Source organism: Mycobacterium avium subsp. avium (assembly GCF_009741445.1).
Lineage (GTDB): Bacteria > Actinomycetota > Actinomycetes > Mycobacteriales > Mycobacteriaceae > Mycobacterium > Mycobacterium avium.
On record NZ_CP046507.1, the window covers coordinates 1,556,941 to 1,574,673 of the forward strand.

Here is a 17,733-nt window from a genome sequence, read left to right on the forward strand (position 1 = left end):
GCTACGCTGCCGCGTCGTCATCGCCGTCGCTGTCCTCGTCTTCGTCCTCGTTCTCCCCGCGTAGGAGTTTTTCGGGGTGGTGGAAGGTGTTGGTGCGGGGTTGGTTTCGGTCTAGGTGGGGTGGTGGGATCCATTGGGTTTCGCCGCGTGTGTTTTTGTGGGTGGTCCAGGCGCCGGGTTGCAGGAGGCGGTGGTGGGGTCCGCAGGCGAAGGTCAGGTCGTTGATGTTGGTGGTGTGGCAGGTGGCGTAGTCGGTGCAGTGGTGCACTTCGCTGTAGTAGCCGGGGACGGTGCAGCCGCGGTCTTTGGCGTATAACACGATGCGCTGTGCGGGGGAGGCCAGGCGTTTGGTGTGATACAGGGCCAGGGCTTTGCCGTGGTCGAAGATCGCGAGGTAGTGGTGGGCATGCCGGGATAGCCGGATCACATCGGACATGGGCAGCAGGGTGCCCCCCGCCGGTGAGGCCCCGCCCGGCGGCGGTTTCGAGGTCGGCCAGGGTGGTGGTGACGATGATGGAGGCCGGGAGCCCGTTGTGTTGGCCGAGGTTTCCTGAGGCCAGCAGGGCGCGCAGGCCGGCCAGCAGCCCATCGTGGTTGCGCTGGGCCGCCGAGCGGGCATCACCGTCGATGGCGTCTTGACTCGGAGTGCCCTCCACGCACGGGTTTTCGTCGAGGGGGTTGCACATGCCGGGGGCGGCGAGTTTGGCCAGCACGGCTTCGAGGGTGGCACGTAGTTCGGGGGTCAGTAGTCCGCGGAGTTCGGACATGCCGTCGGCGTGTTGGTTGTCCAGGGTGAGGCTGCGGCGGCGGGCGCGGTCTTCGTCGCGGTAGAGGCCGTCGGGGTTGAGGCAATCGGCCAGCGTGCCGGCCAACGCGGCGAGGTGTTCGGGCCGATACCGGGTGCCCTGGTTGGCGAGGTCAGCTTCGGCGCGCTCCCGGGTTGCCTGGTCGATCCAACCGGGCAACTGGTGGCAGAACTTACGGATCACCGCCACTTGCTCGAGACCCAACAACCCCTCCCGTTGCCGCGCGGCGGTGGCGGCCAGCACCGGAGGCAACGGCTCGCCGGTCAGCCCGACGCGGGGGCCCAGATCAGCGGCGGTGTGCACCCGCCGGGCGGCCTCGGCGCGGCTGATCAGCGTCGCCTCGGCGATCGCATGCGAAAGCCGGCCACCCAACTCCGCCGGGCTGGCTTGCCGGGCAACGTGATTGATCAGCGGATGCTCGGGGACCGGCAGGCGCCGGCGCACCATCTCGCAGCGCTGTAACAACGATAGACACTCGCGGGTCGTCAATGCGTCAAAACTCAACTCGCCCAGGCGGTCGAGCGCAGCATCCAGCGCATCGAAGACCTTGACGATCTCTTCACGACTGCTGCAGCCCATGCCTCGAAGTGTATGAAGGGGCACCGACAAGAATCGCCGCCATGTGACCACAGAAACCCAAGTGACACAAGGGATTTAGGGGAGTGGACCAGTCCACGTCGGGCTGGCCGTCAACACCTGCACACCACCCTCGGTGATGTGGACGGTGTCGCGGCGGAACACCGCGCCGATCCCGCGCTGCCACACGTAGCCGGTGATGGCCAACACCATGCCGGCCTCCATGCGATCCCGTTCTCCTGCGGCCGCCAGTGTTTCGGACACTACCGGCGGATCGAAACCGAGGCCCAGCCCGTGCGCCACCGGCATCGGCGGTACCGGCTCATCGACAGCGCGATAGGCGGCGAGCAGATCGCCGGTGGACGCACCGGGGCGGCAGGCGGCAAGCATCCTGTCGTACAACGCATTCGACCGGCCGAACAGCGCGCGAACCTGACCGCCGACCGTATCACCGGCCGGCCAGGTGCGGCCCACCTCGGCCACATAACCGTCGGCCAGCGCCCCGGCGGCGAACGCCACCAGGTCACCCGGGCGCACCTCGCCCGAACCGGCCCGCCGCCACGGCCGTTCCCGCGACGTCACCCAGGCGGCATCCTGGGTGGCCGGTGTGCTGACCCCACCCGCGGCCATCGCCTCCATCATGGCCCCGGCCAGCGTCCGCTCCGCCGCGCCCGGCACCAATTCGGCCAGCGCAGCAGCCAATCCGTGCTCGGCGACGCGCAGCGCCGCACCCATCGCGGTGATTTCGTCGGGCGTCTTGATGCGCCGCGCCGCACGCATCGCCGGCTCGGCGTCCACGAGTTCGGCATTGGGGAAGGCCTCGGGCAGCAAGGCGGCGAAAGTCGGTGTGAGCGCGTCGGTTCCGACCCGCCGCGCCGATTCGGCGCCCTCGACCTTCCTGAGCACGTCGATCAGCGTCACCGGATTCCAGGCCAGGCCGTACAGGTGATCGTGGTCGATCTCCTCCGGGACACCCTCGTCGTCGGTGCTGTTCAGATAGATGTCGCCGGTGGCGCGCACAAGCACGCACATCGGGCCGAACGGTCGCGTTCCGGCTATCCAGAGCTGCGGCGCGCCGGTGACGTAGCGGATGTTGGCCTGCCGGCCGAGCACCAGCATGTCGAGGCCGTGCTCATCCATCGCCGCCAGCGCCCGTTGCCGGCGTGCCAACCGCAGCGCCGGGGCATCGGGCAGAACCTCAGTCGCCATAGGGCGCATAGGGGTAGTCGGTGATCGGCAGGTAGCCGTCCTCGGTGATCACCACGATCTCCTCACTGCGATAGCCTCCGGTCCCGTCCTCCCACACCACGGGTTCCAGCACCAGAACCATGCCCGGGGGAAAGACGAAGTTGTCGTCGAACTCCTCACCGAGATCCGTGCCGATCATCGGGGCTTCGGCGGGATAGGTGCCGATGCCGTGGCCCAGATAGAAATGCGGCAGCCACGGTTTGCGCCCGCCGTTCGCGGCGATCGCCGCACGCGCCAGATCACCCGACGTGACACCGGCTTTGGTCACCGCCAGCACGGCGTCCAGGATGTCGCGCCAGCGGTGGAACTGGTCCTGTTGCCGCGGCGTGGGCTCCCGGCCGACCACCCAGGTCCGGCCGAAGTCTGAACAGTATCCGGCGTAGGTGATGCTGATGTCGGTCCACAACACATCGCCGGCGGCCAGTTCCCGCTCGGTGGGCAGCAGCGGAAGCGCCAGGTCGCCATGCGTCGTCCATACCCCGGCTTCCCGCGAACTCGGCATCACCTGCCAGATCGCCTCCAGCATGTTGGTGGTGGCGCCCAGTTCGAATGCGCGGCGGACGAAGGTGGGCGAAAGGTCGATCTGCCGTACCCCCGGCCGCAGCGCCCGCTGCACGTCGACAATGGCCTCTTCGGTGATCCGGGCGGCCCGGCGCAGACACGACAACTCGTCGCGGGTCTTCACCAGTTGCGCGGCGCCGAGCACCGTCGCCGCATCCGTCGGCGGGCCGGACGGAAACAGGGTGACCGCGGCCCGGCGCATCGCCCCGGTGAGTTCGTCGACGGCGATGCGCCCCCGTGGCGGGACGAGATCGGCCAGCGTCCGCGCGAAATCCTGGACGCCGTGGTCGAATTCGAGGTAGGCGGGTCCGTGCAGGTGGTCGTCGGGTACCGGTGATTCCGCGGATGCGCCGCTGCGGAACGGCATGAACAGGTGCGGATGCTCGTCGTCGGCGAGCACGACGGCGACCGGGCGCTCCACGTGGGACAGGCCCGCGTCCAGCAACGGCCAGCTGGCTCCCGTCGCATATCCCACGTAGCCGTTCATCAGCAGGATCAACGCGTCGACGCCGTGGTCGGCCATTGCGCCGCGCAACCGGGCCCCGGTCTCGGCGCGCATCCGCGCCCAGTCCGGCTCGTCGGGGATGTCGATCACCGATCCGCGCGCTGAGGCCGTCACGCTGAAATCCCCAGGAATTGCTTTCGCCCCGGCATCAGCACCATCGTCCCTTCGTGGTCGTTGCTGCGGTTCAGCCGGGATAGTCGACGCCGCTGAGCTGTTCGGAGAGCCGCCACAACCGCGCCATCTCGGGCTCGCTGCGCGCCAGCGGCGGTACGCGCGCGAAAGTCACGCCGCCCCTGGCGGTTTCGTAGAACCCGCGCGGGCCATAGTAGCGAGCGCCCTGCGCATCCGGTGACACCGCGGCATACAGCGTCGGCTTGACGGCCTCGTCGATGTCGAGCCACATGAACGGCAGCAGCCGCCACGTCAGCCGGGTGAGCCGGGCCTGCAATGTCGGCGCGCTGCTGCCGTAGGAGGCGCCGCTGAGCAGGTTGGTCTTGGCCAGTCCGGGGTGCGCGGCGTTGGACATCAGACCCCAACCGCCGAGCCGGCTGCGCCAGTCCAGCTCCACGGCGAACATCAGCTGTGCCAGTTTGGCCACACCGTAGCTGTACATGGGTTGGTAGCCGTGTTCGGCGTTCACGTCGGCGAAGTCGAGTTTGCGCTGGGTGGCGGCGATACTGCTGACGGTGACCACCCGGGCGGAGTCCGCGGCGCGCAGCAGCGCCAGCAGGAGTCCCGTCAACGCGAAGTGCCCGAGATGGTTTGTGCCGAACTGTAATTCGAATCCGTCGCTGGTCTGCTGCCGCCGGGGCGGGGCCATCACGCCGGCGTTGTTGATCAAGATGTCGATCGGACGCCCCTCGGCGGTCAGCTGTTCACCCAGCGCGGCCACGCTGCGCAGCGACGACAGGTCCAGCTGGCGGATCGTGAGCTTGGCCTGGGGGACCTCCCGCCGGATCGCGGCGACCGCCTGGTCGCCCTTGGCCGGGTCGCGGACCGCCAGCACCACCTCGGCGCCCGCCGCCGCAAGCCGCTTGGCCAGCCCGAACCCCAAGCCGCTGTTGGCCCCCGTCACGACGGCGAATTTGCCTCGCAGATCGGGGATTTCGAGGGTCAGGTTGGGCTTCACCATGTCACGGGCAGCTCGTAGAGGCCGTAGGCCAGTGCGTCGTGTTTGAACGGCAGTTCGTAAAGCGGCGCGGCGAGGCGCAGCGTGGGGACGCGGCGTAGCAACGTGGGCAGGACGATCTGCAGTTCCATCCGGGCCAGCTGCTGACCCACGCATTGGTGGCGACCGTAGCCGAACCCGACGTGGGGCCCGTCTTCGCGGCGCAGGTCCAGCCGGTCCGGGTTGGGGAATTGGCGGGCATCCCAATTCGCGGGAGCGACGTCGAGGATGATGCCCTCGCCGGCCCGGATCGTCTCACCGCCGATCTCGATGTCCTCGATGGCGATGCGCCGCTGCCCGGTCTGGATGATGCTCAGGTAGCGCATCAGCTCTTCGACCGCGGTGGCGATGACCTTGGGGTCGTCGGTGTCGCACAACAGCGCACGCTGGTCGGGATGCTCGAGCAACGCGGCCACACTGAGGCTGATCATGTTCGCGGTGGTCTCATGGCCCGTGATCAGCACGCCGGTGGCCAGCTGCGCGGCCTCGCGCACGCTGATCTCTTCGGCGTTGACACGCTCCGCCAGGTCGGACACCAAATCTTCTGAGGGACTTTGCATTTTGGCCCGGACCAGGTTGGCCAGATACTTCGCCAACGAGGCCGCGCCCTGAGCGGTGTCCTCCTCGGTCGCGTACCGGCCCATGCCGCGCTGGGCTTGGGTCTGGAAGAACTCCGCGTCCTCGTACGGCACCCCCAGCAGTTCGCTGATGACCAGCGAGGGGACCGGCAGCGAGACGGTGCTGACGATGTCGCCCGGGTTCGGACCCCTCAGCAGCGCGTCGATGTGGTCATCGGTGATTTTCTGCACCGCCGGCCGCAGCGCCTCCACCCGCTTGAAGGTGAACGGTTTGGACAGCATCCGGCGAAACCTGGTGTGCTCCTCGGCGTCGGAGGTGAACACCGAACGCGGCCGCTTGTGCACCGTGGCGAGCATGCCCTCGTTCCAGTGCGGATAACCGGGCAGGCGGTCGTCCACACTGGTGCGCGCATCGGCGAACAACGCGCGGATCGCCTGGTAGCCGTGGACCAGCCACGGGGTGCTGCCGTCCCAGATCCGCACCCTGCTCAGCTGCTTGTCGGCGTTGAGCTGCAACACCTTCGGTGGCGGGGCGAACGGGCAGCCCGGGGCCCGCGTCATCGGGAAGTCCGGAATGTCGGTGTCGGCGTCGGTCGACGGCTGCGTCATGGTGCTCCTCGGTGATCGGTCTGTCCGGTGGCCGGTGCCGTGGTCTGCGCCGTGGGACCGGCCGCGGCCGCCACGTGCACCGGCGCTCGCCACAGCCCGACGATGGCGTCGATCAGCCCTTCCGCGGCGACCGGCCACGCCGACCGGGACCGCGGCCCGTGTTCGGCCAGCGCGCCCTCGTGCTCGGCGCAGGTGTGCATGAGCAGGTTGCGCACCATGACAGTGCGCTCGGCCCGCACCCGCCGGGGCAGCTCGGGAAGGCAGCGGTTGATGCCGTCGAGGGTGCGCACCAGCAACGGCGAACTCAGCGCGTCCTTGGTGACCACGTGGCGGTAGCTGGGATCGGCCATGGCCTGGGCGGCGAACCGGGCATACCAGCTGGGGGTGCCCAGCGCGGACAGGTGGTCGGTCAGCGGGCGCACCAGCGCGCCCACCCAGTCGCGCAGCTCGGTGGAATCGCCGACGGCGGCCAACATCTGCGCGCGCAGCTTCTCGATCGGCTCGCGGTGCTTGCCCTCGATGGCCCGGAGCAGATCGACCCGGGTGCCGAAGTGGTAGCAGGCGGCGGCGTTGTTGCCCTGCCCGGCGGCTTCGCTGATCTGCCGGTTCGACACGGCGTACATCCCGCGCTCGGCGAACAACACCTCGGCGGCCGACAGGATGGCCTCTCGGGTGCCCGTCGATCTGTCGGAACGAGCGATGCGCTCGGCGGTCATCGCCTCAGTGAACACCCACCGTGGTGTTAAATCAAGCAATTTATTTACCGTCGCACCGCGGGCGAGGGCAGGCGTCGCACCCCGGGCGACGCCAGGCGGACCCGGGTGGGGCCGGGCTGCCTCGGTCAAAGGTGGGCGCGTCGACGGCATTTCATCGCGCTGACGCCTGCAGGCGGCTCACGGCGAATACAGTCGTGGCATGAATTCGCTGCAGCGGTTGGGCCGCAGCCGGGCGGTCTACCGCCTGCTGATGGGCCGCGGGCGGCCGATCGTCGAGGGCGTGGAGGCGCTGCTGCGGTTCGCCACGAAGGGGCGGCTGGGAGTGCTCGACCTCGCCGGTCTGCCGAATGTGCGGATCACCGTCTCGGGACGCAAGACCGGCCTCGCCCGAAGCGCGACGGTGCAGTACGTCCCTTTTCGTGACGGTCTGTTGTTGGTCGGTTCGAACTGGGGACGCCGGCGGCACCCGTCGTGGTCGGCGAATCTCAAAGCGGCACAACGGGTCACGGTGCGCAGTCGGGGGCATCGTTTCGTCGCGGCGGTGCAGCTGCTCGGTGGGCAAGAGCGCGACGCGGCCTGGGCCGCCGCGCTGGCGCACTGGCCGAATTACGGTCTGGCCCAAGAACTCGCGGGTGCGCGGCGATTTCGGCTGTTTCTGCTCACCCCGACCGGCTGATCCGGGGACCGTTATCCTGGGTGCGCCTTTTTCAGGTGCGCTATCTCGCCGCCCCAAACCGATTGGGCCCCAGCGTCACCCACCCGGTAGATCTGGACCATCGAGGCGATGCCGATGCCCAGCGCCAGGACCGCGACGACGCCGCGGGTCAGCAGACGCCGCTTGTCCGACCGGCGTTCGATCAGGCCCAGCAGTGCCAGCACGATCGCGACCGCCAGCAGGGCGGCGGAAAAGTAGGTCATCGCACTGCCCAGGGTGGCGTGCTCCTGCAGGATGGGGCTGGGGTTGGCCCGCTGGTCGTACAGCCATCCGCCGGCGTCGATGGTGATCGGCGTCAGCGCCATCGTGACCACGGCCAGGATCAGCGTCAGCAACATCAGTTGCCCGCGCCGCGCCGCCGGCCAGAGCCCGCACACGATGTCCAGCAGCGCCGTCAGCGGCACCAGCACCAGCACGAAATGCACCAGCAGCGCATGGGCCGGCATCCCGTTGATGACGTTCAAGTCGCGCCCCCTCCGCAGCCCGCTAGCTAGCTAGCCGCCCAGCCCCTTCTTGATGGCCGCGTCCTGCTTCTGGCCGACGTCGTTGGCGAATTCGGGCGGGGCCAGCGTGTCGGTGGGACCGTCGAACTCCAGCGTCGCCAGCGCCTTGCCCTCGGTGAACAGCAGTACCACCACACCCTTGCTGCGGTCGGGTGCGTTACCCATCAGCATCGTGCCGCCGCTGCCGATGTTGGACGGCTGCGTGCTGGGGTCTTTGACCACGGCGCCCTGCTGGCCCTTCGCCGCGTTCAACGCGTTGGTCGCGGCGCCGGGGTCGTCGTAGATGCCGATGGTGATCTTGATGGCGTGGCTGCCGTCCTCGTCTTTGAAGGTGGTGGACACGCCGGGCTGGCCGTTGGGGTTGTCGGTCGGTGGAGCGCCGGTGAAGGGGACCGGCGCGTTGATGTCGCTCGCCTGGATGAGCAGCTTGGCGTACTCGTTGGGCGTCGCCGGCGCCGGCGACGAGGGCGGTGCCGCGGCGGGGCTGGTGGCCGAGGTCGACGAGGTGGCGGATCCGGTCTTCGACGTCGAAGGCTGCGACTTGTTGTTGCTGCCGCACCCGGCGACCGACACGGCCAGCGCCGTCGTCGCCGCCACCCCCGCGATCACCGCACGTGAAGTCCTCATCGCATCGAGCTCCCTTCCAGGCTTCCTGGCGACCTTCCCGGCGACACAGTCGGGTTCGTCTTCCGCATCGCACAGTACAGTGCTCCGCGGCAGCGAATGCCGCGGAGCACTCCTGGTATGAACGGTTTACTCGAGTTGGTCGCGCAGGCAGCGCAGGGTGTTTGCCAGGATGCGCGAGACCTGCATCTGCGAGACGCCGATCCGCTCGGCTATCTGGCTCTGCGTCATGGATTCGAAGAACCGCATCCGCAACACCTCGCGTTCGCGGTGCGGCAGGGTGGCGACCAGGACCCGCAGCGCTTCCCGGTTGGTGATGTGCTCGATCTGCGGGTCGATGTCGCCCACCGAGTCGGCCACCGAGCGCGGCGTCCCGGAACTGTCCGCACCCTGCGGCGCATCCAACGAGTCGAGGCGATAGGCGTCGCCGGCGACCAGGCATTCGACGATCTCTTCCCGCGGAACCTCGAGCACCTGCGAGAGCTCGCCGGCGTTCGGCGCCCGGCCGAGCTGCTGGGCGAGGTCGGCGGTCGTCCTGCTGATCTGCACGTGCAACTCGCGCAGCCGCCGGGGCACCCGCATCCCCCAGCTGTAGTCGCGGAAATAGCGGCGGACCTCGCCCATCATGGTGGGCACGGCGAACCCGATGAAGCTGGGACCCTTCGCCGGATCGAAGCGGTTGACGGCGTTCATCAGCCCCAGCCGCGCGACCTGGACCAAGTCGTCGAGACCCTCGCCGCGGCGGGCGAAATGGCTGGCCACGTGATCGGCCAGGGGCAGGCATCGGGCCACGATGCGCTCACGCTGACGGCGGTACTCGTGCGATTCCGCGGGCATCCGGCGCAGTTCCAGGAACATCTCGACGACGTCTTCGTACGAATCGTCGGATTGGGTGGTGGGCCGGGCAGCTGTAGGTGTCGGAGCGATTGCGTTGGTCATAGGCTGGCGCACCTCTTCACTCGACGAATCGGGTAAACAACTGCGCGGGAACAAGTTTCCATTGCTGACTCACTCCTCGAGTCGTGCAGCGGGACCTCGCAGCGATGCGCACGGTCGCCTCCACTGCATCCTTATCCGCCGGACGGTCGATTACCCGTCGCACGGACTAGCAGGAAGGTGACTCGGATCGTGGATCGCCGGAGCCATACCAAGCTCAGTAGCCGTGCGGCTGACTGGGCCGCTTTTAGCTAAACGGCGACGCGTCCATATCGGACTTCAGTGGCGACTATACGCCCCATCGCCGCACCCGGCGATCGCTTACGGCAGCAGATTGCGGGCTTTTCTTAACAGTTTCCGACGTGTATCAGCGCTGGCCCAGCAAGGCTTGGGGATGGCCCGGCGGCCGCGTCACCAGTGCTCCGTGTGGTCCGGATTGGCCGTGAGCAAACAGCGTCGCAGCCTGGTGTGGGGTCCCGACGGCCCGCGGTGACCCGTTTCACCCCGGTGTCCGCGGGGCGTATCCGTTCGGGATTTCGGCGCGGCCGCACACCCGGCGGTAGCGTAGGTGCCCGACCATCCGGTTGGCCGGGAGCGCCGGTTCTCATTTTCGCGACGGCTGGGTACTGTTCGGCTAATGTTCGACATCCCTGCCGGGCGGCTCGCCGGCATCCGATCGCGAAAACCGTTCGCGCGCAAGGTTTTACCTCGCCCGCAAGCCGGCGCTGGGCGGTGGCCGCGGTGAGCGGCGCCGCCGCGTTACTGTCCGGGCGCGGCGCGGTGGTGTCGGGCGGCAGCCGCGGCATCGGGCGCGCGGTCGCCGAACTGCTGGCCGGCCTGGGCGCCGGGGTGGTCGTCAGCGGCCGCGACCCGCAGGCCGTGCGGGAGACGGTTGCGGCGATCACCGCGGCCGGGGGGCGGGCCACCGCGGTGGTGGGAGCCGCCGACGACGAGCGCATCGCCCGAAGCCTCGTCGACGAGTGCATTGGCGCGTTCGGGCGGCTGGACGCCTTGATCAACTGCGCCGGCATCGCCGAACCCGCGGGCTCGTCGATCCTGAACATCACCGCCGACGAATTCGACCACCTCATCGGCGCCCACCTGGGCACCGCTTTCCACACCTGCCGGGCGGCCGCCCCGGTCATGGTCGAGCAGCGGCACGGGTCCATCGTCAACACCAGCTCGGTGGCGTTCCTGGGCGACTACGGCGGGACCGGCTACCCGGCGGGCAAGGGTGCCGTCAACGCTCTGACCATGGCCATCGCCGCCGAATTGAAGGCCTACGGCGTCCGGGCCAACGTGGTGTGTCCCGGCGCCCGGACACGGCTGTCCACCGGCGCCGACTACGAACGACACATCGAGGACCTGCACCGTCGCGGGCTGCTCGACGACATGACCAGGCGGGCCTCGCTGGACAGCGCCCCGCCCGTCTTCGTGGCGCCGGTCTACGGTTACCTCGTCAGCGACTTGGCGCGCGACGTGACGGGCCAGATCCTTGTCGCCGCAGGCGGTTTCGTGGGCAGCTTCGACCGTCAAACACCGCGCCTGCTAGGCTACCGCGATCATCATCGGGCCGGGCCGTGGTCGATCGAGGAGGTGCACACGATGATCGGCGCGGCGGCGACGCCATGACCCGCCGGATCCGACCGCGCCGGCGATTGCGGCCTACACCCGGTCGGTGGTGAAGTCGACCGCCTGATCGACCATCCCCGCCTCGACGTACTGCCGATGCGCGGCCGGGTTCACCGCCCCGGAACAGATCGGGTCGCCCGGCACGCACAATTCGATGGTCTTGGCGGCATACAGCGGCCCGATGGTGACCGGCGGCTCGTTGATGATGCTCATGAACTGCGCCGACGGCTTGCCGAACAGGGCAACGGCCGCCACGTGGTTGGCGACGGCCGCCGGCATCGGCTGCAGCGACTGCACCAGCTGGACCCCGTCCGGCACCGCACTTTCGATGACGAAGCCCATCACCGCGGCGCCCTGGGAGTAGCCGCCCAGCACCATCTTGGTCCGGGGGCAATTCGCGGCCATCTGCTGCACGTGGGCGCCGGCATCGCTGATGCCGTCGGCGGCGGTGGGGAAGTCGGTGGTGGCGGGGTAGTTGACCGGGTAGACGCCCACGGACTTCGTGCCGAGGCGCGACCGCAGCGTGTCGACGAAGCTCTGGCCGATCCGTCCGACGCCGGGAGGTTCGGAGGTGCCGCGAGCAAACACCACCTCGACGTCAGGGCACGAATCCGCGGCTGCCGGCGCGGCCGTGCCGACGAGCGCCGGACCGAGGAGCAGCGCCCAAAACGGCGACAGCACAGCACAACTCAAGCCAGCGAGGAGACGCGCCTTCACATCGCGATCCTGCCACAGCACGGCCGCCGGCGCGCGCCGGGCGATCGTGCTGTGACGAAGACAACCACCGGCCGGCCTCGCGGGCACCCGCGCCGGACATGTCGGTGCACATGTATGGTCACCGCGCCGGGGCCTTGGGGCCTGGGCCTGGAATGCCGGCGTGGGTGCTCAGGACGCTTTCGACGCCCGCCGGCGGGGGCGTTGCTGCGGCTCGGCGGCGCCCAGCGCGTCCATCGCGCGGAGCAACTGCGGGTAGGCGATCGCCGGCCCGATCCAGCGGGTCAGGTAGCGCCGCAGATCCGCGCCGGTGCGCGGCGGACGGCCCGGGTCGGTGAGGAAGGAATGCAGCACCCGCAACGAGAACTCGTTCAGCTCTTCCAGCCCGGCTTCGTCGAAACCGTAACTCTCCCAGTCGATGTCGTAACGGTGCAGCATGGATCGGCCGAACGCCAACGCGGTGTCGGAGATGATCGACACCTTCTGGCCGCCGCGGTGGCGCTGGTTGAGGACGAACTCGACCTGGTGGTCGGAGGCCAGCTCCTCGACGGCGAACGCCATCCCCTCGGTGATCGCCACCACCGGGTCGGTCACGCCGTCGAGATGGGCCGCCATCCGGTCCAGGAAGCCGTCGGCCGACCGCATCGCCGAGGCCACCAACAACGCCTGCGTCCCCGGGAAGTAGCGGTAGACCGTCTGCCGGGTCACGCCCAGTGCCCGCGCCACGTCGGCGATCCGCAACGCCGACCCGCGTTCGGCGATGATCCGGTCGGCGGCGTCGAGGATGCGCTCGATCGCCTCCGCATCGGATGCCGGCGTGTTTCCCGCCCAGCCATGACTGCGCATGATTACCCGATGGCAAACTCGTAGCAGGTGATCCCCACAGCTGGATCTTAGCCTCCATCACCGCCGGATCGTCGCTGGCTAACCCACGCGTCGGGGCGCCCGCAACCCGGCAAGACACTATTCCCATTGTGTATGATCACTGCGAATCTCTTCCGGCGTGCCGGCTGGACAGAAAGGCCGACCGATGGGCTACGACACCGTGATCACCAACGGGCGCTGGTTCGACGGGACGGGCGGACCGTCGGCAATGCGGGACATCGGCGTGCGCGACGGCCGCGTCGTCACGATCGCCGCGGGGCCGCTGGACACCGCCGGCGCGACCGTCATCGACGCCTCCGGCCAGTGGGTGATCCCCGGCATCATCGACATCCACACCCACTACGACGTCGAAATACTTTGCGAGCCGGAGCTTTCCGAGTCGTTGCGGCACGGTGTGACCACGGTACTGGTGGGCTCGTGCTCGCTGTCGACGGTCTACCTGGACAACGTCGACGCGGGTGACATCTTCGGCCGGGTGGAGGCGATCCCGCGGCGCTACGTCATCGAGCACCTAAAGGCGGCCCGGTCCTGGACCAACCCCAAGGAGTACGTGGCCGAACTCGAACGGCGCAACCTGGGCCCGAACGTCGCGGCGTTCATCGGGCATTCGGACATGCGCGCCGCCACCATGGGACTGGACCGGGCGACCCGCAAGGACGTCCGGCCGTCCGCGGCCGAACTGGCCCGGATGGAGACGATGCTCAACGAGGCACTCGACGAGGGGTTCGTCGGGATGTCCTCGCAGCAGCTGTTGTTCGACAAGCTCGACGGCGAGGTGTGCCGGTCGCGCACCCTGCCGTCGACCTACGCCGCGCCGCGAGAGCTGCGCCGGCTGAACGCGATCCTGCGGCGGCGCGACAAGATCCTGCAGTCGGGGCCGGACATCACGAATCCGCTGTCGGTGCTGTCGCAGCTGATGACGTCCCTCGGGATCGGCCGGCCGCGGCTGAAGACCAGCCTGCTGTCGGCGGCCGACATCAAGGCCATACCGTTCGTGATCCACGTGATGGACCGGCTCGCCCGGGTCGTCAATGCCCTTGGCGGCGACTTCCGCTGGCAGCACCTGCCGGTGCCGTTCGAGGTGTACGCGGACGGGATTTCGCTGGTGGTGTTCGAGGAGTTCGGTTCCGGCGCCGCGGCCCTGCACCTGCAGACCGAGATCGAGCGCAATCGGCTGATGCGGGACGAAGGGTACCGGCGCCGGTTCCGCAAGGACTACGACAGCAGATTCGGGCCCCGGGTGTGGCACCGCGACTTCTTCGACGCCGAGATCGTGGCCTGCCCAGAGCAGGCCGTCGTCGGCAAGTCGTTCGGGCAGGTCGGCCTGGAGCGCGGCGGCCTGCACCCGGTCGACGCGTTCTTGGACCTGGTCGTCGAGCACGGCGAGCGGCTGCGCTGGCGCACCACGATCTCCAACCATCGTCCCGAGGTGCTGCGGAAGATGGCCCAGAGTCCCACCGTTCAGATGGGGTTCTCCGACGCCGGGGCGCATCTGCGCAACATGGCGTTCTACAACTCCGGGCTGCGGCTGCTGCGGCACGCGCACGACGCCCAGAAAGCCGGTAAGCCCTTCATCTCCATGGAGCACGCCGTGCACCGGCTCACCGGCGAACTCGGGCGGTGGTACGGCATCGACGCCGGCACCCTGCGCGTGGGCGACCGCGCCGACATCGTCGTCATCGATCCCGCCAGGCTCGACGAGTCGCTCGACCGCTATGCCGAGCATCCGGTTGCGTCCTACGGCGGGTTGTCGCGGATGGTGAACCGCAACGACGACACGGTCACCGCGGTGCTGGTGGCCGGGAAGCTCGCGTTCGGCTCCGGTCGGGCCGCGCCGCAGCTGGGCAAGCAGCGATACGGTCAGTTCCTTCGCGCCGGCCGGCCGTCGCGCACCCTGGTCAGCACCGGCTAGCGCGAACCAGCCTGCAGCACAGTCGATTTCGTGTGTTCATGACGCCCGCGCGGCGCCCAGGATGAGGTCGACGGCCTCGTCGAGCTGTCCGGAGATCTCGGCGAAGCTGACGAACCGGGCGGTCATCAGCGCACCCGAGAAGGTCATCTGCAGGGTGGACTTGACGGCGCGCGGCCAGCCCGGCCCCAACGCGGCCGCGATCCGCCGGGACACCTCCTCGCCGATCTGCTCCCGCAGCGGCTTGACCGCCGGATCGTCGGCCATCAGCGCCGCACCGCAGGCGGCGGTCAACTCCGGCTCATCGGCGACCACCACCGCCATGTCCCGCAGCGTCGCGCTGACCCTGCGCTGGGCCGTCTCGTTGACGTCGGTGTGCACCGGCAGGTCGCGCAGAAAGCGCAGGTACACCGCCGCCACCAGGGCGCTCTTCGACGGAAAGTAGGTGTAGGCGCTGGCCGGTGATACCCCGGCGCGGGTCGCGACGGCGCGCATCGTCAAGCCGGCGTAGGACGATTCCCGCAACTCCTGCAACCCGGCGTCGAGCACTTTGCGGATCGTCTGTCCGGGCCGGCGGTCGGATCGACGCGCCGGTCCGGTGGGGGCGCCGCCGGCGATGACCGGCGATGACGCATCTTCGGGCACCCGTCGAGTGTAGGAATGAGCCCGCCGCCGACAGCGAGTGCCGCCCGGTCAGCACACGGCGGCCGGGCCTAGAGTGGCTGGGCGGAGGAGATGCGGATGGGCGAAGCCGACCGGCATCGCTGGGACGAGCGGTACGCGGCGAACGGCCCGCCGCCGCTGAGTTCGGTTGCGCCGCCCGGTGTTTTCGCGCGCCACGCGGACGTGTTCCCGGCTGCAGGGCGGGCGCTGGACCTGGCCTGCGGGCAGGGGACCGCGGCGGTGTGGTTGGCGTTGCGCGGGCTGCGCGTGCTGGGCCTGGACGTCTCGCCGGTGGCGATCGGCCAGGCGCGGGACCTGGCCCGGCGCGCCGGGGTGGGCGAGCGGTGCCGCTTCGACGTCGCCGATCTCGACCGCGGGCTGCCGGTAGGGCCACTCGCCGACGTCATCGTCTGCTGCAAGTTCCGCGACCGCCGCCTCGACCGGGCCATCGTCGAACGGCTGGCGCCGGGCGGGCTGCTGGCCATCGCCGTGCTCAGCGAGGTGGGAGCCGGCCCGGGCCCGTTCCGCGCGGCGCCCGGCGAACTGACCGCCGCGTTCGCCGATCTGCAGCCGATCGCCGCCGGAGAGGCGGACGGCCAGGCGTGGCTGCTGGCCCGGGCCTCACAATCCGAGCCGATGGTTGAGAGGCGTTGAGCCGCAGCCTATCCCGCGCTGCCCTGGGCGCGGCTGGCGCGGCGACGGTCGGGTCGCCGGGCCGGTGCGGCGGGCCGGTGCGGGACGGCGGCGTGGGCCGCGGTCGTCCTCGCCGACCGGCCGCTGCGCCGGCGCCGTTGTCCCGCGGCAGCCGGCCGATGCGGCCCGGCCGGGTGCGACGGCACACCGGCGGCCGCGGGCGGCTTCGGGGGCGCGATCGGGCCGACGAGTGCGCGCACCGCCTCCGAGCCGGCGGTCACCCGCTGGGGTGCGACGTCGATACCGGCCTTGCGCATCAGCGCCCGGGTGTGTTCGCGCTGCTCGGGCAGCACCACCGTGACGACGTCGCCGGCGCTGCCGGCCCGCGCGGTGCGCCCGGACCGGTGCAGATAGGACTTGTGCTCGCTGGGCGGGTCGATGTGCACGACGAGCTCGACCTCGTCGACGTGCACGCCGCGCGCCGCGATGTCCGTCGCGACCAGCACCCGGGCGCTGCCGGCGGCGAACATGGCCAGGTTGCGCTCCCGCGCGGGCTGGGACAGGTTGCCGTGTAGGTCGACCGAGGGAACCCCCGATTCGGTGAGTTGCCTGGCGAGCTTGCGCGCTTGATGTTTGGTGCGCAGGAACAGGATTCGGCGCCCGGTGCCCGAAGCGAGCCGGTGCACCAACTCCTTCTTCGCCTGCGCGCTGTCGACGTGGAACACATGATGGGTCATCTCGGACACGGGCGAATTGGCCTCGTCGACGGAGTGCAGCACCGCGTCGCGGAGGAACCGGGTGACCAGCTTGTCCACCCCGTTGTCCAGCGTCGCCGAAAACAGCAGCCGCTGGCCATCATTGGGCGTGGCGGCCAGAATCCGGGTGACGCCGGGCAGAAAGCCGAGATCGGCCATGTGGTCTGCCTCGTCGATCACGGTGACCCGCACCGCCTCCAGGGTGATCAAACGCTGCCGCATCAGATCCTCGAGCCGGCCGGGGCAGGCCACCACGATGTCCACTCCGGCCTTCAGCGCGGTGACCTGGCGGTGTTGCGAGACGCCGCCGAAGATCGTGCTGACCCGCAGGCCAGCCGCCGCCGCCAACGGCTCGAGCGTCGCGGTGATCTGCGTCGCCAGCTCCCGGGTGGGTGCCAGCACCAAACCCGTTGGCCGGGCGGGACGGCGGTTTCCGGTGGACAGCCGGCCGACGAGCGGAATCGAGAAGGCGAGTGTCTTGCCGCTGCCGGTTTTCCCGCGGCCCAGCACATCTCGCCCGGCAAGGGTGTCGGGCAGGGTTTCGGCCTGGATGGGGAACGGGCTCGTGATGCCGCGCGCCGTCAGCGCATCCACGATCCGGGCGGGCACGCCGAGATCGGCAAAAGTCTTGGGGGTGGTCACTTTTCGGTGCCTTTCAGGCAGCACCGGGTGGGAGACGAGGACGTCCCGCGGACCGGCGCGAGGTGGCGAGATTGCCGGCTGGCAAAATCGATCGCCGCGAGACAAGCCAGTGCGGGATGCACGGATCATCCGGGTGCCGGGCGCGGTCTACGGCGCCGGCACCGGTGGGATGAGAAACTTTCCACGACGGGTTGGCGGTTCATGTCAGTGTTCATGACTGTGCTCGTGACAGTGACGCCAACGTTGCGACCAGCCTAGCCTATCGCCGCCCCGGACCGCTAAACGGCCGCACAGCGGCCGCAGCCCGAGCACGGTGAGCAGCGCAAAGCCGATTTCGGCCGGGCCGGTCTCCGGT

16 protein-coding genes and 1 pseudogene are annotated in these 17,733 nt (G+C 69.4%); 4 read left to right on the forward strand and 13 right to left on the reverse strand.

The window, feature by feature from the left end; genetic code table 11:
• Window position 1: 1 nt before the first annotated feature.
• From MAA44156_RS07195 to MAA44156_RS07220, 6 genes and pseudogenes are all read right to left on the reverse strand, one after another.
• Window positions 2–1,385 (reverse strand): annotated as a pseudogene (locus MAA44156_RS07195) (HNH endonuclease signature motif containing protein).
• A gap of 75 nt (window positions 1,386–1,460) precedes the next feature.
• Entirely contained in the window at window positions 1,461–2,591 is a 1,131-nt protein-coding gene (locus MAA44156_RS07200) for a M24 family metallopeptidase (protein ID WP_009977120.1), read from the reverse strand.
• Window positions 2,581–3,810, reverse strand: a complete 1,230-nt coding sequence (locus MAA44156_RS07205; RefSeq protein ID WP_029248494.1) for a M24 family metallopeptidase — start codon at window positions 3,808–3,810, stop codon at window positions 2,581–2,583. Before MAA44156_RS07205 ends, MAA44156_RS07200 begins: the two co-directional genes overlap by 11 nt.
• Before the next feature lie 70 nt (window positions 3,811–3,880).
• Window positions 3,881–4,828, reverse strand: a complete 948-nt coding sequence (locus MAA44156_RS07210; protein ID WP_009977118.1) for an SDR family oxidoreductase — start codon at window positions 4,826–4,828, stop codon at window positions 3,881–3,883.
• Complete coding sequence (locus MAA44156_RS07215) at window positions 4,822–6,051, reverse strand: cytochrome P450 (protein WP_009977117.1); 1,230 nt, start codon at window positions 6,049–6,051, stop codon at window positions 4,822–4,824. The genes MAA44156_RS07210 and MAA44156_RS07215 overlap by 7 nt, the downstream gene beginning before the upstream one ends.
• Complete coding sequence (locus tag MAA44156_RS07220; protein ID WP_009977115.1) at window positions 6,048–6,782, reverse strand: TetR/AcrR family transcriptional regulator; 735 nt, start codon at window positions 6,780–6,782, stop codon at window positions 6,048–6,050. The genes MAA44156_RS07215 and MAA44156_RS07220 overlap by 4 nt, the downstream gene beginning before the upstream one ends.
• A gap of 184 nt (window positions 6,783–6,966) precedes the next feature.
• Here MAA44156_RS07220 and MAA44156_RS07225 point away from each other — a divergent pair, with 184 nt between their 5' ends.
• Window positions 6,967–7,443 (forward strand): nitroreductase family deazaflavin-dependent oxidoreductase, encoded by a 477-nt coding sequence (locus tag MAA44156_RS07225; protein WP_009977113.1) that lies wholly within the window; start codon window positions 6,967–6,969, stop codon window positions 7,441–7,443.
• An 11-nt stretch (window positions 7,444–7,454) separates the two neighbouring features.
• On the opposite strand, the gene MAA44156_RS07230 is transcribed toward MAA44156_RS07225, so the two are convergent.
• The 3 genes from MAA44156_RS07230 to MAA44156_RS07240 form a co-directional block, all read right to left on the reverse strand.
• Window positions 7,455–7,946 carry a DUF2231 domain-containing protein gene (locus MAA44156_RS07230; RefSeq protein WP_019733501.1) on the reverse strand — a complete coding sequence of 164 codons (492 nt, stop codon included), beginning with the start codon at window positions 7,944–7,946 and terminating at the stop codon, window positions 7,455–7,457.
• 30 nt (window positions 7,947–7,976) lie between these two features.
• Window positions 7,977–8,612 carry a hypothetical protein gene (locus MAA44156_RS07235; protein WP_031351668.1) on the reverse strand — a complete coding sequence of 212 codons (636 nt, stop codon included), beginning with the start codon at window positions 8,610–8,612 and terminating at the stop codon, window positions 7,977–7,979.
• A 126-nt stretch (window positions 8,613–8,738) separates the two neighbouring features.
• Entirely contained in the window at window positions 8,739–9,548 is an 810-nt protein-coding gene (locus MAA44156_RS07240; RefSeq protein ID WP_011725162.1) for an RNA polymerase sigma factor SigF, read from the reverse strand.
• A 729-nt stretch (window positions 9,549–10,277) separates the two neighbouring features.
• On the opposite strand from MAA44156_RS07240, the gene MAA44156_RS07245 reads away from it, so the two are divergent.
• A complete protein-coding gene (locus MAA44156_RS07245) occupies window positions 10,278–11,177 on the forward strand; it encodes an SDR family NAD(P)-dependent oxidoreductase (RefSeq protein WP_009977108.1) in 900 nt (299 codons plus the stop codon).
• Window positions 11,178–11,210: 33 nt separating this feature from the next.
• Here the strand turns inward: MAA44156_RS07245 and MAA44156_RS07250 are convergent, their stop codons facing one another.
• Together MAA44156_RS07250 and MAA44156_RS07255 are read right to left on the reverse strand one after the other, a co-directional pair.
• Window positions 11,211–11,858, reverse strand: a complete 648-nt coding sequence (locus MAA44156_RS07250) for a cutinase family protein (protein WP_009977107.1) — start codon at window positions 11,856–11,858, stop codon at window positions 11,211–11,213.
• Window positions 11,859–12,062: 204 nt separating this feature from the next.
• The gene (locus tag MAA44156_RS07255) at window positions 12,063–12,737 is read right to left on the reverse strand and encodes a TetR/AcrR family transcriptional regulator (protein WP_009977106.1); all 675 of its coding nucleotides are present in this window, start codon (window positions 12,735–12,737) and stop codon (window positions 12,063–12,065) included.
• 184 nt (window positions 12,738–12,921) lie between these two features.
• Here MAA44156_RS07255 and MAA44156_RS07260 point away from each other — a divergent pair, with 184 nt between their 5' ends.
• Window positions 12,922–14,688: an N-acyl-D-amino-acid deacylase family protein gene (locus tag MAA44156_RS07260; protein WP_009977105.1), complete on the forward strand. Its 1,767-nt coding sequence runs from the start codon at window positions 12,922–12,924 to the stop codon at window positions 14,686–14,688.
• Between the two features lie 36 nt (window positions 14,689–14,724).
• Here the strand turns inward: MAA44156_RS07260 and MAA44156_RS07265 are convergent, their stop codons facing one another.
• Window positions 14,725–15,330 (reverse strand): TetR/AcrR family transcriptional regulator, encoded by a 606-nt coding sequence (locus MAA44156_RS07265; protein ID WP_009977103.1) that lies wholly within the window; start codon window positions 15,328–15,330, stop codon window positions 14,725–14,727.
• Window positions 15,331–15,426: 96 nt separating this feature from the next.
• Here MAA44156_RS07265 and MAA44156_RS07270 point away from each other — a divergent pair, with 96 nt between their 5' ends.
• Window positions 15,427–16,002 carry an SAM-dependent methyltransferase gene (locus tag MAA44156_RS07270; RefSeq protein ID WP_009977100.1) on the forward strand — a complete coding sequence of 192 codons (576 nt, stop codon included), beginning with the start codon at window positions 15,427–15,429 and terminating at the stop codon, window positions 16,000–16,002.
• 8 nt (window positions 16,003–16,010) lie between these two features.
• Here the strand turns inward: MAA44156_RS07270 and MAA44156_RS07275 are convergent, their stop codons facing one another.
• A complete protein-coding gene (locus MAA44156_RS07275) occupies window positions 16,011–17,378 on the reverse strand; it encodes a DEAD/DEAH box helicase (RefSeq protein ID WP_065371167.1) in 1,368 nt (455 codons plus the stop codon).
• Window positions 17,379–17,733 lie beyond the last annotated feature (355 nt).

Excerpts from the sequence above, each read along its gene's own strand:
- MAA44156_RS07215 (WP_009977117.1), bottom strand. The coding sequence starts at position 6,051 with ATGACGCAGCCGTCGACCGACGCCGACACCGACATTCCGGACTTCCCG.
- MAA44156_RS07270 (WP_009977100.1), top strand. The coding sequence starts at position 15,427 with ATGGGCGAAGCCGACCGGCATCGCTGGGACGAGCGGTACGCGGCGAAC.
- MAA44156_RS07225 (WP_009977113.1), top strand. The coding sequence starts at position 6,967 with ATGAATTCGCTGCAGCGGTTGGGCCGCAGCCGGGCGGTCTACCGCCTG.
- MAA44156_RS07235 (WP_031351668.1), bottom strand. The coding sequence starts at position 8,612 with ATGAGGACTTCACGTGCGGTGATCGCGGGGGTGGCGGCGACGACGGCG.
- MAA44156_RS07240 (WP_011725162.1), bottom strand. The coding sequence starts at position 9,548 with ATGACCAACGCAATCGCTCCGACACCTACAGCTGCCCGGCCCACCACC.
- MAA44156_RS07255 (WP_009977106.1), bottom strand. The coding sequence starts at position 12,737 with ATGCGCAGTCATGGCTGGGCGGGAAACACGCCGGCATCCGATGCGGAG.
- MAA44156_RS07260 (WP_009977105.1), top strand. The coding sequence starts at position 12,922 with ATGGGCTACGACACCGTGATCACCAACGGGCGCTGGTTCGACGGGACG.
- MAA44156_RS07200 (WP_009977120.1), bottom strand. The coding sequence starts at position 2,591 with ATGGCGACTGAGGTTCTGCCCGATGCCCCGGCGCTGCGGTTGGCACGC.
- MAA44156_RS07210 (WP_009977118.1), bottom strand. The coding sequence starts at position 4,828 with ATGGTGAAGCCCAACCTGACCCTCGAAATCCCCGATCTGCGAGGCAAA.